13 protein-coding genes are annotated in these 13,474 nt (G+C 74.4%); 4 read left to right on the top strand and 9 right to left on the bottom strand.

Annotated features, from left to right (window positions below):
* Positions 1–78 precede the first annotated feature (78 nt).
* Positions 79–1,164 carry a DUF4037 domain-containing protein gene (locus GA0070562_RS29540; protein ID WP_091428123.1) on the bottom strand — a complete coding sequence of 362 codons (1,086 nt, stop codon included), beginning with the start codon at positions 1,162–1,164 and terminating at the stop codon, positions 79–81.
* Between the two features lie 66 nt (positions 1,165–1,230).
* Here GA0070562_RS29540 and GA0070562_RS29535 point away from each other — a divergent pair, with 66 nt between their 5' ends.
* A complete protein-coding gene (locus GA0070562_RS29535) occupies positions 1,231–2,187 on the top strand; it encodes a 5'-3' exonuclease (protein WP_175438923.1) in 957 nt (318 codons plus the stop codon).
* 8 nt (positions 2,188–2,195) lie between these two features.
* Here GA0070562_RS29535 and GA0070562_RS29530 read toward each other — a convergent pair whose 3' ends face one another.
* The gene (locus GA0070562_RS29530; protein ID WP_091428121.1) at positions 2,196–3,083 is read right to left on the bottom strand and encodes an MHYT domain-containing protein; all 888 of its coding nucleotides are present in this window, start codon (positions 3,081–3,083) and stop codon (positions 2,196–2,198) included.
* 165 nt (positions 3,084–3,248) lie between these two features.
* Positions 3,249–6,029, bottom strand: a complete 2,781-nt coding sequence (locus GA0070562_RS29525; RefSeq protein WP_091428119.1) for a DEAD/DEAH box helicase — start codon at positions 6,027–6,029, stop codon at positions 3,249–3,251.
* A gap of 85 nt (positions 6,030–6,114) precedes the next feature.
* Between GA0070562_RS29525 and GA0070562_RS29520 the strand changes: the two genes are divergently transcribed.
* Positions 6,115–6,879 (top strand): HAD family hydrolase, encoded by a 765-nt coding sequence (locus GA0070562_RS29520; protein ID WP_091428207.1) that lies wholly within the window; start codon positions 6,115–6,117, stop codon positions 6,877–6,879.
* Between the two features lie 55 nt (positions 6,880–6,934).
* On the top strand, positions 6,935–7,885 hold the full coding sequence (locus GA0070562_RS29515; protein WP_091428118.1) for an EamA family transporter: 951 nt from the start codon (positions 6,935–6,937) through the stop codon (positions 7,883–7,885).
* On the opposite strand, the gene GA0070562_RS29510 is transcribed toward GA0070562_RS29515, so the two are convergent.
* The 3 genes from GA0070562_RS29510 to GA0070562_RS29500 all read right to left on the bottom strand — a co-directional run bounded on the left by GA0070562_RS29510 (position 7,848) and on the right by GA0070562_RS29500 (position 10,350).
* Positions 7,848–8,774 (bottom strand): diacylglycerol kinase family protein, encoded by a 927-nt coding sequence (locus GA0070562_RS29510; RefSeq protein WP_091428115.1) that lies wholly within the window; start codon positions 8,772–8,774, stop codon positions 7,848–7,850. The genes GA0070562_RS29515 and GA0070562_RS29510 overlap by 38 nt on opposite strands.
* Positions 8,775–8,881: 107 nt before the next feature.
* Entirely contained in the window at positions 8,882–9,532 is a 651-nt protein-coding gene (locus GA0070562_RS29505; RefSeq protein WP_374669100.1) for a fasciclin domain-containing protein, read from the bottom strand.
* 119 nt (positions 9,533–9,651) lie between these two features.
* On the bottom strand, positions 9,652–10,350 hold the full coding sequence (locus GA0070562_RS29500) for a hypothetical protein (RefSeq protein WP_091428109.1): 699 nt from the start codon (positions 10,348–10,350) through the stop codon (positions 9,652–9,654).
* Between the two features lie 138 nt (positions 10,351–10,488).
* On the opposite strand from GA0070562_RS29500, the gene GA0070562_RS29495 reads away from it, so the two are divergent.
* Complete coding sequence (locus GA0070562_RS29495) at positions 10,489–11,433, top strand: ABC transporter substrate-binding protein (protein ID WP_254663902.1); 945 nt, start codon at positions 10,489–10,491, stop codon at positions 11,431–11,433.
* Positions 11,434–11,696: 263 nt separating this feature from the next.
* Here GA0070562_RS29495 and tatC read toward each other — a convergent pair whose 3' ends face one another.
* From tatC to GA0070562_RS29480, 3 genes are all read right to left on the bottom strand, one after another.
* A complete protein-coding gene (gene tatC / locus GA0070562_RS29490; RefSeq protein WP_091428106.1) occupies positions 11,697–12,650 on the bottom strand; it encodes a twin-arginine translocase subunit TatC in 954 nt (317 codons plus the stop codon).
* A gap of 21 nt (positions 12,651–12,671) precedes the next feature.
* The gene (tatA, locus tag GA0070562_RS29485) at positions 12,672–13,001 is read right to left on the bottom strand and encodes a Sec-independent protein translocase subunit TatA (RefSeq protein ID WP_091428102.1); all 330 of its coding nucleotides are present in this window, start codon (positions 12,999–13,001) and stop codon (positions 12,672–12,674) included.
* A gap of 218 nt (positions 13,002–13,219) precedes the next feature.
* Positions 13,220–13,468, bottom strand: coding sequence for a hypothetical protein (locus GA0070562_RS29480; RefSeq protein ID WP_091428101.1), 249 nt, complete (start codon positions 13,466–13,468; stop codon positions 13,220–13,222).
* Between the last annotated feature and the right edge of the window lie 6 nt (positions 13,469–13,474).

The following is a 13,474-nucleotide window of genomic DNA, read 5'->3' as shown; positions in this document are numbered from 1 at the left end:
CGAGGCGCCTGCGACGGGCGGCCCGGACCCTCGGAGACGAGATAGACAGTCGCGGATCGATGCGACTCGAATCGGAGTCTAGGCCCCGGCCGACGAGCCGACAACCGCCACGGCCACCCGGCGGGCACGGTCCGCGTGGGTCAGCACGTCCACGCTGTCCACGTACTGGTCCACCGCGCCGACCGGCGGCCGGTCGCGCAGCTGCGGGTCGGTGATCGCGGCGCGCAGCGTCTCGACGAACCGGCAGGCGTGCAGCACCAGGAACGGCCGGTCGTGGAACGGCCGGGCGGAAGGGTCCACCGGCGGCGCCGGCGCGGCGTCGTTGGTCCAGCCGGCGACCGTCTCCAGCGCCCGGACCAGGCCGGGCTCCCGGGCCGCCCAGTCGCCCGGGCCGAGCGCGGCGGCGAGCCCGTCCACCACCGGCGCCGCGTCCGGCAGCGTCGCGAACACCGTGCCGAGCCACTTCGCGTACGGGGGCCAGCGCCGGTGCAGCAGCAGGCCGAGGCGCATCAGGTCCCGGGCCAGTCCGGCGACCACGACCCGGCTGCCCAGGTCGTCGCCGACCTCGGCGCAGCGGCCGGCCAGGTGCTCGGCCTGCGCGACCCGCTGCCACCCGGAGGCGAGCACGTACCGCCACACGTCGTCCGGATACCAGGCCAGCCGGGCGCGGACGTCGGTGAGCGCGCCGTCGAGCCCGTCGTGGAACACCGCTCCCCCGGTCAGCTCGGCCAGCCGCTGCGTCGGCGTCGCCAGCCAGTCCGCCGCCGTCAGTCCGGTGCGCGGGTCGGCGCCGAGCCGCTCCCGCAGCCATCCGCCGAGTTCGTCCACCGTCACGCCGTGCCGGTCGCCGTCGGCGCGGACCGTGCCGAGGCGCGCCTCCGGCCCGCCCGCGTAGCGGGTCGGCCAGCCGAGGAACCGCGCCGGCAGCTCCGCGTCCAGCGCCGCCCGGACCGGCGCGACGTCGTGCGCGGCCGCCACGAAGAGCTGGGTACGCGGACCCCAGTCGTGGTCGGTGGAGCGCGGCGTGTCGAGGCCGAGCAGCTCGGAGCCGCCGTCGAGCAGACCGGCAGAGTACGGCAGGCCGGGCAGCCGCCGCGCCAGCAGCGGACCCACCACCTCGTCGTGGAACCGGCGGGCCAGGGTCAGGCCGGGTACGAAGCTCACCCCGCCAGTCTGCTCATGCCGCGCCCCGCGCGCGCCCGGGTTTCCGGCCCGGCGGTCGCCTCCCCCATGTCGTCACAGGGCTGTGGAAGGCTTGCCCGCGTGGCACAACGACAGCCGATCCTCCTGATCGACTCCCCCAGCCTCTACTTCCGCGCCTACTTCGGCATTCCCGAGTCGGCCGCGAAGACCGGCGACGGCCAGCCGGTCAACGCCGTCCGCGGCTTCCTCGACATGCTCGCCCAGCTCGTGCGCACCCGCCGGCCCGACCGGATGATCTGCGCGCTCGACCACGACTGGCGGCCGGCGTGGCGGGTGGAGCTGCTGCCGTCGTACAAGGCGCACCGGGTCGCGCCCGAGGGCGGCGAGGTCGTGCCGGACACGCTCTCCCCGCAGGTGCCGATGATCCTGGAGGTGCTGGACGCGCTCGGCATCCCGGCCGTGGGCGCCGACGGCTACGAGGCCGACGACGTGCTCGGCACGCTCTCGGTGACCCAGCCGGGCCCGGTCGAGGTGGTCTCCGGCGACCGCGACCTGTTCCAGCTCGTCGACGACGCCCACCCGGTACGCCTGCTCTACGTCGGCCGGGGCGTGGCCAAGCTGGACGACTGCGACGACGCGGCGGTCCGCACCCGCTACGGCGTGCCCGCCGACCGGTACGCCGACTTCGCGGCGCTGCGCGGCGACCCCAGCGACGGGCTGCCCGGCGTGGCCGGGGTGGGCGAGAAGACCGCCGCCCGGCTGATAGACCGCTACGGCGGGCTGGACGGCATCCTGGCCGCGCTCGACGACCCCCGCTCCGGTTTCGCGCCCGGGCTGCGGGCGAAGCTCGACGCCGCCCGCGACTACCTGGCCGTGGCGCCGAAGGTGGTCCGGGTCGCCACCGACGTGCCGCTGCCCGAGCTGGACCCGGCACTGCCCACGTCCCCCGCCGACCCGGACCGGCTGCTGGAGCTGGCGCAGCGCTGGAACCTGGCCGGCTCGTGCCGCCGCCTCGTCGACGCGCTGGCCGGCGACCGATCGTGATCAGTTGATCACGATGGGCGGTCGGTGCTCCGCCGGGACGGGAACTGCGCGCCGGGCTGCGCCAGCGTCGACCGGGCCCGCAGGCCGACCGGGTCCGGCGCGGGTTCGGCGGCCACGGTCTGCGGCCCCTCGTCGAGCCGCGCGCTGACGTACGCGGCCCCGGCCCGGTCGTCGTCGGACGGCGCGGCGAGCAGCGCGTAGACGAGCCCGACCACGCCGAAGACCACCGCCAGCACGATCGGCACCAGCAGCCCGCTCACCTCGGTGCCGGAGGCCGGACCGCGGCTCTCGTGCAGGTGCACCGACAGCGCGCTCATGCCGGTGAAGTGCATACCGTTGACCGCGATGCCCATGACCAGCGCCGACGCGGCGATGGCGATCCCCCGGCGGACGGTCATCGCCAGCCAGAGCGCCACCGTGGCGGCCACGATCGCGATGACCACGGACAGGGTCACCCGCAGCGGGTCGTAGCCGAGCGAGCCGTCCAGGCGCATGGCGGCCATGCCGGTGTAGTGCATGGCGGCCACCCCGGCGCCGGTGAAGAACCCGCCGGCGATCAGCCGGGGCGCGGCGAGCCGGCCGGTGCCCACGATCGCCAGCCCGATGCCGACCGCCGCCACCGCGATCGCCGTGCTGGCGGCCGTCAGCGGCACGTCGTAGCGGATCCGGGTGCCGCCGACGGCGAACCCGAGCATCGCCATGAAGTGCATGGCCCAGATGGCGGTGCCGCCCAGCGCCCAGGCGGCGAGCAGGCCCCACCAGGCCCGCTGGCCGGCGCTCGTGGCGGTCCGGATCCGCCCGGCGCAGACCAGCCCGAGTGCCGAGCCGAGCACCGACAACGCGTAGCTGAGCGCGGGTGTGATCCATCCGTACTCGAAGTGATTGATCTCGCCCACGACGCCCTTCCCTCACCCTCGGCTCAGCGCGACCCACGGCGCCCGGGGCAATGATGGGATAGGCCCTGACCAGGGCGTGCATCGACCCCCCGACAATTCGCGGGGTGGTGCCGCCGTGACACAGCGATGCGTCGATTTCCGGCAATCGCTGACCGAAAGTGACCGTCAGGCGGAGGCGTGGTAGGCCAGCACGCCACGGTTGACCGCCGCGATGGCCTGCCGGGCGGTAGAACGCAGCTCGGCCGAGGCGCCGCCCGAGTCGGCGACCTGCCCGAGCAGGTCGACCACCTGACGCGCCCAGCGGACGAAGTCGCCGGCCGGCATCTCCCCGTCGATCTGGTGGCCGCTGGCCAGCACCTTCGCCAGCGCCTCGCCGCGCGCCCACCGGTAGATCGGCCAGGCGAAGCCGAGATCCGGTTCCCGGGTCACGGCCAGGCCGCGCGCCGCCTCGTCCGCCTCGATGTCGCCCCACAGCTTCAGCGTCTCGTCGACCGCGTCGGCCACCGCGCCGCGCGGCAGCGACGCCCGCTCGTCGACGTCCCGCCGGGCCTCGAACACCACCACCGACACGGCGGCGGCCAGCTCGGCCGGGGACAGGCCGTCCCACACCCGGCGGCGCAGGCACTCGGCCACCAGCAGGTCCGCCTCGGTCCAGATCCGGGCCAGCATCCGTCCGGCGTCGGTGACCTCGCCGTCGGCGGCCAGGTAGCCGCGCGCCGTCAGCAACGCCACGATCCGGTCGAAGGTACGGGCCAGCGAGCCGGTCCGCCCGGACACCCGCTCACGCAGCTCCTCGGTGTCGCGTTCCAGCCGGCGCCGCCGCTCCGCCCAGCGGGCGTGCTCCTCCCGGTCCGGGCAGGCGTGACACGGGTGGGCGCGCAGCTCGACGCGGAGCTGGCTGAGCCGGTGGTCCTCCCCCGCCGCCTGACGGGACCGGCCGCCCCGCCGGCCGCCGTGCCGGTCCAGGCCGGTGCCGCTGACCGCGGCGGCCAGATCCCGCCGGGCCGCGGGCGATCGGTGGTTGAAGTGCTTCGGCACCCGGATGCGGGTGAGTACCTCGGCCGGGGTGGTGAAGTCGCCGGGGGTGACCCGTCCGGCCCAGCGGTCCTGGGTGAGGACCAGCGGCCGGGGCTCGCCGAACCCGCCGGTGGCCGGGTCCAGCACCACCGCCAGTCCGGCCCGCCGACCGGACGGCACCCGGATCACGTCACCGACCCGCAGCCGCTCCAGCGAGGCGACGGCCGCCGCCTTGCGCTGGGTCTGCCCCTGCCGGGCGATGGCGCGTTCCCGGTCGGCGATGGCCACCCGCAGCGCGAAGTACTCGTCGAAGTCGCCGTGGTGGCAGGCGGCCTCCGCGCCGTACGCGTCGATGGTCTCGGTGTTGCGCTGCACCTGGCGGGCCAGGCCGACCACCGACCGGTCGGCCTGGAACTGCGCGAACGAGGACTCCAGCAGTTCCCGGGCCGGCGCCGCGCCGACGCTGCCGACCAGGTTGACGGCCATGTTGTACGACGGCCGGAAGCTGGAACGCAGCGGGTAGGTGCGGGTGGAGGCGAGCCCGGCGACGTGCCGGGGGTCGGTCTCCGGCGACCAGACCACCACCGCGTGGCCCTCCACGTCGATGCCCCGGCGGCCGGCCCGGCCGGTGAGCTGGGTGTACTCGCCGGGGGTGAGGTCGACGTGGGCCTCGCCGTTGAACTTGACCAGGCGTTCCAGCACCACGCAGCGGGCCGGCATGTTGATGCCCAGCGCGAGCGTCTCGGTGGCGAAGACGGCCTTGACCAGTCCGCGCACGAACAGCTCCTCGACGACCTCCTTGAAGGCGGGGAGCATGCCGGCGTGGTGGGCGGCCAGGCCGCGCTCCAGGCCGTCGAGCCACTCCCAGTAGCCGAGCACCGACAGGTCCTCGCCGGGGATGGCGGTGACCCGGGACTCCACCACCCGGCGGATCTCGGCGCGTTCCTCCGGGGAGGTGAGGCGCAGCCCGGCCGCGAGGCACTGCTGCACGGCGGCGTCGCAGCCGGCCCGGCTGAAGATGAACAGGATCGCCGGGAGCAGTCCCTCCCGGTCGAGCCGGTCGACGATGTCCGGGCGCATCGGACCGCGCCAGCGGGGGCCGCGCCGCCCGCCGCCGGGACCGGCGCTGCGGCCCTCGCCCAGCTCCAGCCGGCGCATCGTGTCCCGGGTGTAGCGCAGCAGCTCGGGGTGCACGTCGTGCTTGCGGGCCGCGTCGGCGTCGTGGAACAGGTCGAACATCCGCTTGCCGACGAGCATGTGCTGCCACAGCGGCACCGGCCGGTGCTCGGAGACCACCACCGCGGTCTCGCCGCGCACGGTGACCAGCCAGTCGGCGAACTCCTCGGCGTTGGACACGGTGGCCGACAGCGACACGAGCGTGACCGACTCGGGCAGGTGGATGATCACCTCTTCCCAGACCCCGCCGCGGAACCGGTCGGCCAGGTAGTGGACCTCGTCCATCACCACGTACGCCAGGCCCTCCAGCGTGGCCGAGCCGGCGTAGAGCATGTTGCGCAGCACCTCGGTGGTCATCACCACCACCGGCGCGTCGCCGTTGATCGCGTTGTCGCCGGTGAGCAGGCCGACGTGCTCGGCGCCGTAGCGGTCCACCAGGTCGTGGTACTTCTGGTTGGACAGCGCCTTGATCGGCGTGGTGTAGAAGCACTTGCGCCGGGTCGCGGACGCGTCGCCGCCGGGCCGGCCGCGCAGCGCCAGGTGCACCGCGAACTCACCCACCACGGTCTTGCCGGCGCCGGTGGGAGCGCAGACCAGCACGCCGCTGCCCCGCTCCAGCGCCTCGCACGCCTCGCGCTGGAAGTCGTCGAGATCGAACCCGAGATCCAGCGAGAATTCGTCCAGGGCCGGGAAGGCGGAGGCCTGCGCGGCCCGGCGGCGCGCCGCGGCGTACCGCTCGGCGGGGCTCGACATGGATCCAAGATTAATCGGTGCCGCCGAGGAGTACCGGTCAAGGCCATCCGGCAGGACGGTCGGAGCGGTCGGTAGGGTGCACGACGTGCCGGACCGTACCGAACTGCCCCACGTCTCGAGCGGCGCCGACGACGCCGTCCGCCCGGGCCCGTCCCGCCGGCCGGTGGAGGCGGTGCTCTTCGACTTCCACGGCACCCTCGCCCAGGTGGAGGAGCCGCTGGCCTGGGTGCTCGCCGCCGCGTCCGCCTGCGGCGTCGAGCTGGACCGGATCCGGGCCACCTCGCTGGCCGACCGGCTGCTCACCGCCGGGCGTGCCGGCGGCCCGCTGCCGGCACGGGTGCCGCCCCGGCTGGCCGAGCTGTGGGCCGACCGTGATCTCTACCCGCACGCGCACCGGGGCGCGTACACCGGGCTGGCCGAGACGGTGGACACCGGCATCGACGGGTTCGCCGACGCGCTCTACGAGCGGGTGCTGGTGCCCGAGGGCTGGGTGCCGTACCCGGACACCGCCCCCGTGCTGGGAGCGCTGCGCTCCGCCGGGGTGAAGGTGGCGGTGGTCAGCAACATCGGCTTCGACCTGCGGCCGCTGTTCGCCGCCTGGGACTTCGACGCGCTCGTCGACGCGTACGCGCTGTCGTACGAGGTGGGGCGCTGCAAGCCGGACCCGGGCATCTTCCTGCGGGCCTGCGGGATGCTCGGCGTCGACCCGGAGCGCACGCTCATGGTGGGCGACACGCCGGCCGACGCGGGTGCCGTGGCGGCCGGGTGCGGGGTGCTGGTGCTGCCCTGCGCCGACGCCGGCCGCCCGAACGGGCTCGGCGCGGTGCTGGACCTGGCCGGGGCCGCCTGAGCGCACACCCCCAGCGGCGCGAACCCGTCGCGGCGCACCGGATACCGTCAGGGGCATGACCGGTGCCCACCCCTTGCCGCCGCGTGCGCCGGGACGGCTCGGCGGGGTCGCGCTGGTGCTCGGCGGGGCGCTGTCGGTGCAGTTCGGCTCCGCGCTGGCCGCGCTGCTGTTCCCGCGTACCGGGGTGGCCGGGGCGGTGACGCTGCGACTGACCATCGGCGCGCTGCTGATGCTCGTGTTCTGCCGGCCGCGGGTACGCGGGTACGGGCGCCGCGACTGGGCGGCGGTACTGGCGTTCGGGCTGGCCCTGGCCGGCATGAACTCGATCTTCTACCAGGCGATCGAGCGGATCCCGCTCGGCCCGGCCGTCACCCTGGAGGTGCTCGGCCCGCTGGCGCTGTCGGTGATCGCCGCGCGCCGGGTGGCCGCCTGGTGCTGGGCCGCGCTGGCGCTGGCCGGTGTGGTCCTGCTCGGGCAGGGCGGGTTCGACCGGCTCGACCCGGCCGGCGCCGCGCTGGCGCTGACGGCGGGCGCCATGTGGGCCGCGTACATCGTCTGCTCGGCGCGGATCGGCGCACGGTTCCCCGGCGCCGACGGGCTGGCCCTCGCCCTGACCGTCGCGGCGCTGCTCACCCTGCCGTTCGGGCTGGCCGACGGCGGCGGTCGCCTCGCCGACCCGGTGGTGCTGGGGCTCGGTACCGGGCTGGCGCTGCTCGCCTCGGTGCTGCCGTACAGCCTGGAACTGGCCGCGCTGCGGCGGCTGCCGACCGCGACGTTCGCGGTGATGATGAGTCTCGGCCCGGCGATCGCCGCGGTGGCCGGCTGGCTGGTGCTCGGCCAGGCGTTGCGCCCGGTCGAGGTGCTCGCCATCGCGCTCGTGGTGGCCGCGAGCGCCGGCACGGTCCACGCCGCCGTCCCGCCCTTACCGGACCCGCCTTCCGCCGTGCCGCCGGCCGCCCCGGCGGCGGTCAGCGCAGCAGCCGCAGCGCCGCTGGGACGGCGGTGACAGTGACCGGCAGGTCGAAGGAGCGCTCCCCGTCGGCGTACGTGGTGATGCCCTCGGCGGACAGCTCCACCGTCCGCGCCCGGTAGACGCGCGCCAACGGGTGCGTGACGTGGGTGCCCCGGTAGATCTGCGGCTTGACCCGCATCAGCGTGCGCCTGTCGAAGCGCCCGCCGACCACCACGTCCAGCAGGCCGTCGTGCGGGTCGGCGTCCGGGCAGATCCGCATGCCGCCGCCGTAGCTGGCCGTGTTGCCGACCGCGACCAGCACCGCGTCCACCTCCTGCGCCACCCCGTCGAGGACCAGCCGGTAGCGGCGTGGCCGCAGCCGGGCCAGCTCCACCACTATCGCCAGGTCGTACCGGCGGGGGCCGCGCGGCCAGCGCATCCGGTTGGCGCGTTCGTTGACGATCGCGTCGAAGCCGGCCGCGAGCACCGCGCCGAACCAGCGGTCGGCCTCCCCGGGCCGGGACAGCCGCGCCAGGTCGACCGGCCGGGCGCGGCCGGCGGCGAGCACCGCGGTGATCACCTCGACGGCGGCCGTCGGGTCGGCCGGGAAGCCGGTGTCCACCGCGAAGTCGTTGCCGGTGCCCGCCGGTACCGGCCCGAACGGCACGTCGGTGCCGGCGACCGCCTGCAACGCGCGGTGCATCGTGCCGTCGCCGCCCACCGCCACGAGTGCCCCGGCGCCGCCGGTGACCGCGGCGTGGCACGCCGCCTCCGCCTCCTCGGGGGTACGCGCGCGCAGCAGCTCGACCGGGCGGCCCGCCGAGGCGAGGCGCTCCAGGATCCCGGGCAGCAGTCCGCGGTGCCGCCCCCGGCCCGCTGTCGGGTTGGCGAGCACGGCGACGGGGCCGGACGGGACATGATCGTGCGCGGTCACGGCGAGCACCGTACGGCACGGCTCGCGCCGCCCACCAGAGGCAGGTCAGGCGGCGAATGTCCGGCGCACGCCGACGGCGCCCGGCAGGGGGTGCCGGGCGCCGTGGCGGGGGTGGGTCAGGGCAGGTCGATCGGGCGCAGCACCCGGTCCACCGCGTGCGCGATCTGCTTGTTGCCCTTGTTGATGTCGTACCGAACCACCCGCGCGTTGCGGTCGCTGGTGTCGGCGTCGACCAGGCGCACATCGCGGCCGTACCAGCAGCGCTTCACGTCCACCTCGACGGTGGCGCCGAGCGCGGTGGTCAGGTCCGCGCCGTCGGCCTTCAGCGCCGCCTTCCGGTCGATCGTCGCGCCGGGCACGACGTGGTAGAGCAGGACGTCCTCCACGGTGTCCACGCCCAGGCCGGCGACCGCGTCGAACGCGGCCTTCTCGCCGGGCAGCTTCCTCGCGGCGGTGATGTCCCGCACCAGCTCGCGGAACGCGTAGTCGTTCGGCACGAACGCGGTCAGCGCGACGGTGCCGTCGGTGAGCACCTTCACCGGCGAGTCCGGCTTGGCCTGCAACACCGTCAGGACCGCCTTCGTGAGGACGTCGAAGTCCCGCGAGTTGCGGTCGAAGCCGCTCTTGTCGGCGGTGAGCACTGCCGCCAGCGACCGCGTACCCGGCTGCTTGGCGCCGGCCTGGGCGGGCACGGCGACGGCGGTGGTGGCCACCGCCGCGGCGGTGGTGGCCACGGCCAGCCGGGCGGCGAGACGAGCGATGTTCATCGGGGAGCCTTTCGTCGAAGCGACCAGGTCCGTGACTGTCGTCACGACCATTGCTTCGCCCCGACCGTCCCCGGTGGATGCACCCGGATCGACCGACTTCGGATCGACGCTGCTGCGCCTCAGCGGACCACCAGCGGCTTGCTCACCGACGGCACGCCGTCGCCCTTGACCTTCAGCGACCAGTCCCCCGCCGCGCCCAGCGTCACCACGGTCTCGGCGGTGCCGTTGGCCTCGGCCTTCATCTCGGCGACCCGCTTGCCCTCGGGGTTGAGCACGTACAGCGTCCGGGCCCCGGCGGTCTTGTTCGTCACCTTGAACGCGAGCTTCTCGCCGGGCTCGGCGATCAGCGCGTCCACGCCGTTCATCGCGTCGTCGGTCAGCTCGATCGTCACCGACCGGTCGTAGGCCACCTCGGCCGCGGCGCTGGCGAGATTGCCGTCGTCGGAGACGGTGATCCGGGTCCGCACGCCGTCGCCCTGCCGGCCCGGCTTGCAGGCCACCTCGTACGTGCCGGTCTGCAGCGACGCGCGCAGGTCGCCGGTGCGGCCCGCCGGCACGTCCGCGACCTCGGCGATCACCTTGGTGAAGGCGTCACCCTCCCGGCCGTAGACGTAGACCCCGGTGGCCTGCTGACCCCGGTTGGTCACTGTGAACGTGACGGTGCCCGGCGTGAACAGCGTGGTGGTGACCTCGCAGCTGGTGTCGGTGGCGGTCACCGGCACCTGCTGGCCTTTCGGCGCGGGCTCGTCGTCACCGCAGGCGGTGAGCGCGGTGGCCGCGCAGAGGATGGTCAGGACGGCGGCGGTACGGCTCTTCATCGGGTTCTCCGGAGCGCAGGTCAGACGGGCTGACCGGAACGGGGCGCCGACGCACCCCGGCACACCGCCCGGGGGGCTCGGCGGAGTCAGCAGAGTCTAAGCGGGTACGGCGTCCCGGCAAGGCCCGAGGGCGGCCCGATGTCCGCACCGGACCGGCCCCGGGCCGGGGCGGTCCGTCCGCGGGGCATGATGGCGGGCATGCGGCTGGTCTCCCTGCTCCCCTCCGCCACCGAGATCGTGTACGCGCTCGGCCTCGGTGACGACCTGGTCGGCGTCACGTTCGAGTGCGAGGTGCCCGCGTCGTACCGGTCGGGCACCACTGTGGTCGTCGGCGGCCGGGACACCCGGGGCATGAGTCCCGGCGACATCGACGCGTACGTCCGGGCGCAGGTAGCGGCCGGTGCCGACCTCTACACGCTGCACGCCGGGGCGCTCGCCGGGCTGGACCCGGACCTCATCCTCACCCAGGATCTCTGCCGCGTGTGCGCGCTGCCCTCGGGCCGGGTCGCCGACGCCGTGGAGCACCTGGGGTGCCGGGCCGACGTGCTGTCGCTCGACCCGTACACCCTCGACGACGTGCTGGAGTCGATCCGCGCGGTGGGCGCTGCGGCCCGGGTGCCGGATCGCGCGGAGGCCCTGGTCGACGGTCTGCGTGCCCGGCTCGCGGCGGTCGGCGCGGCGGTGGCGGGCCGGCCCCGGCGCCGGGTCGCGGTGGTCGAATGGGTGGACCCGCCGTTCGGCGCCGGGCACTGGATCCCGGACCTGGTCGACGTCGCCGGCGGCGAGCCGGTCGCCACCCATCGGGGCGCCCGGTCCGCGCCGACCACCTGGGACGCCCTGCGGGCCGCCCGCCCCGAGGTGGTGCTGGTCGCGCCGTGCGGGTTCCGCCTCGACGGCGCGGCCGAGCAGGCCGCCACGGTGGCCGGGCACTTCCCGGACGCGCAGGTGTGGGCGCTGGACGCGGATGGTCTGATCGTGCGCGCCGGCCCGCGCCTGGTCGACGGCGCCGAGACGATAGCCGCGATCCTGCACCCCGACGCCGTCCTCCCACTCCGCCCCGACACAGCCCACCGCCTAACCTGACCCCGGCCCCCGGCCCCCGGCCCCCGGCCCCCGGCGATCTTGCAGTTTCGGCCCGGGCGAAGTGCGGATTTCCGGCATCGGAGGGGCACCAAGTCCATGATCGGCGCGGGACGGGCCGTCGGCGTTCCCGGAGGAGCAACACGTCCAAGATCGGCTCGGGACGGGGTGTCCTGCGGCCTCGGAAGGGCGGCGACGCGCGGCTGCGCAGACGCGGACGCCGTCCCCGTGAGGCGGGGACGGCGTCCGGAGGTGAGCGGGATCGGTCAGGTCATGTCGTCGTAGCGGCGTTCGATCGGCTTCGGGGCGACGATCGGCTCGGGTGCGCCGATCGGCTCGGACGCCTCGATCCGGCCACCGGCGGGCACCGGCTCGTCCGACAGGTCCAGCGGTGACACCTCGTCGTCGGCGATGCCGGCGTAGGCCTCACGCCCGCGACCGCGCCGCCTGTCGTTGAGGAACGCCACCCCCACCGCGGCGAAGTAGAGCGCGCAGAGGCAGATCGCCAGCGCGGTCATGCCGAACGGGTCGGGCGTCGGCGTGACCACCGCGGCGAAGGCGAAGAACACGAACACCGCAACCCGCCACCAGCTCAGCAGCCGCTTGGCGCTGGCCAGGCCGACGAAGTTGAGCATCAGCACGATCAGCGGGAACTCGAACGCCACCCCGAACAGCAGGATCAGGTTCGTGACGAACGAGATGTAGCGGGTCACCTCGAGGTTGGTCGTGATGTCGTCGCCGGAGACGTTGAGCAGGAACTCCAGTCCCTTGGTGGTGACGAAGAACGCCAGCACCGCGCCGGCCGCGAACAGCGGGGCCGCCAGGGCGGTGAAGACGTACGCGTAGCGCCGCTCGTGCCGGTGCAGACCGGGCGCGATGAACGCCCAGAGCTGATAGAGCCAGACCGGCGCCGCGATGATCAGACCGACCCAGAGACCGATCTTCAGATTCAGCAGGAAGACGTCGGCGACACCGAGCTGCACGAACAGGCACTTGCCGGTTTCCGGATCGATCGACTGCGGCAGGTCGCAGTAGGGCTTCGACAGCAACACCCGGACCGGCGTGGCCAGCCAGATGCCGAAGCCGAAGCCGACCAGGATCGCCAGCGACGCGCGGAACAGCCGGTTACGCAGCTCGCGGATGTGCTCGATGAGCGTCATCGAGCCGTCTGCCGCACGGGCGAACGAGCTCGGGCCGCGCTTCTTCAACCCGAAGGCCACGGTGGTTGAGGCCCTCTCGGATCAGTTCTCGCGGACGCGCTGCACCGGGTCGGCCGGCGGGGCCACGGGCTGCTGCGGCTGCGGCGCGTACGGCTGCTGCTGGGCGTACTGCTGCTGCACGTAAGGCTGCCCCTGCACCGGCTGCTGCGGCTGGAGCGGCTGGTAACCCGCCTGCGCGTCGGCCTTCTCGGCGAGATCGCGGTCGTCGTCGTGCAGGCTCTTGGTCTCGGCCTTGATGATCCGCAGCGAGCGGCCCAGCGAGCGGGCCGCGTCGGGGAGCCGCTTCGCGCCGAAGAGCAGGATCAGCACGACCACGAGTACGGCGATGTGCCACGGCTTGAGGGCACCCATGGGAAGCTCCAGTCGCTCTGTGTCGGTGAGGGGTGGGTCGTCGCCCATCGTACGTGTGTCGCAGCGGCTTGCCACCCCCGCGGGCCTGCTGGTGCGGGCCCGATCGGTGAAGTTTCGACCAACCCGAAGTGTCCCGTCAACCGTCCAGGTCCGCGCATTTCTGCGCGTAACCACCCGGGAACGCGCAGACGACGCTCATCGGGGCGACCGCCGTCGGTTCAGTCGCCGCGCTTGGCCTTGATCAAGACGATTCGCTCCTGCGCGACAGCCGCTCGTTCCTGGAGCGACTCGGCCCGCGCCTGCAACTGCTCGGCGGCCGACCGCAGCGACTCGGCCTCGACCGCCCGGCGCTGCAACGCCAGCGCGGAACGGCGCAGCCCGGGCAGGCGGCTCACCACCGGACGGATCGCCAGGGCCAGTACGACCAGCGCCAACAACACGACCCCGAGCACGATCCAGATCACCACGGCGGT

The organism is Micromonospora tulbaghiae (genome assembly GCF_900091605.1).
Taxonomy (GTDB): Bacteria; Actinomycetota; Actinomycetes; order Mycobacteriales; family Micromonosporaceae; genus Micromonospora; species Micromonospora tulbaghiae.
This window is presented reverse-complemented; position numbering and strand designations above follow the sequence as displayed.

Bases quoted from the DNA above. Each gene is read 5' to 3' on its own strand.
- GA0070562_RS29525 (WP_091428119.1), bottom strand. From the start codon at position 6,029: ATGTCGAGCCCCGCCGAGCGGTACGCCGCGGCGCGCCGCCGGGCCGCG.
- GA0070562_RS29495 (WP_254663902.1), top strand. From the start codon at position 10,489: ATGTCCGCACCGGACCGGCCCCGGGCCGGGGCGGTCCGTCCGCGGGGC.
- GA0070562_RS29535 (WP_175438923.1), top strand. From the start codon at position 1,231: ATGTCGTCACAGGGCTGTGGAAGGCTTGCCCGCGTGGCACAACGACAG.
- GA0070562_RS29500 (WP_091428109.1), bottom strand. From the start codon at position 10,350: ATGAAGAGCCGTACCGCCGCCGTCCTGACCATCCTCTGCGCGGCCACC.
- GA0070562_RS29505 (WP_374669100.1), bottom strand. From the start codon at position 9,532: ATGAACATCGCTCGTCTCGCCGCCCGGCTGGCCGTGGCCACCACCGCC.
- GA0070562_RS29515 (WP_091428118.1), top strand. From the start codon at position 6,935: ATGACCGGTGCCCACCCCTTGCCGCCGCGTGCGCCGGGACGGCTCGGC.
- tatA (WP_091428102.1), bottom strand. From the start codon at position 13,001: ATGGGTGCCCTCAAGCCGTGGCACATCGCCGTACTCGTGGTCGTGCTG.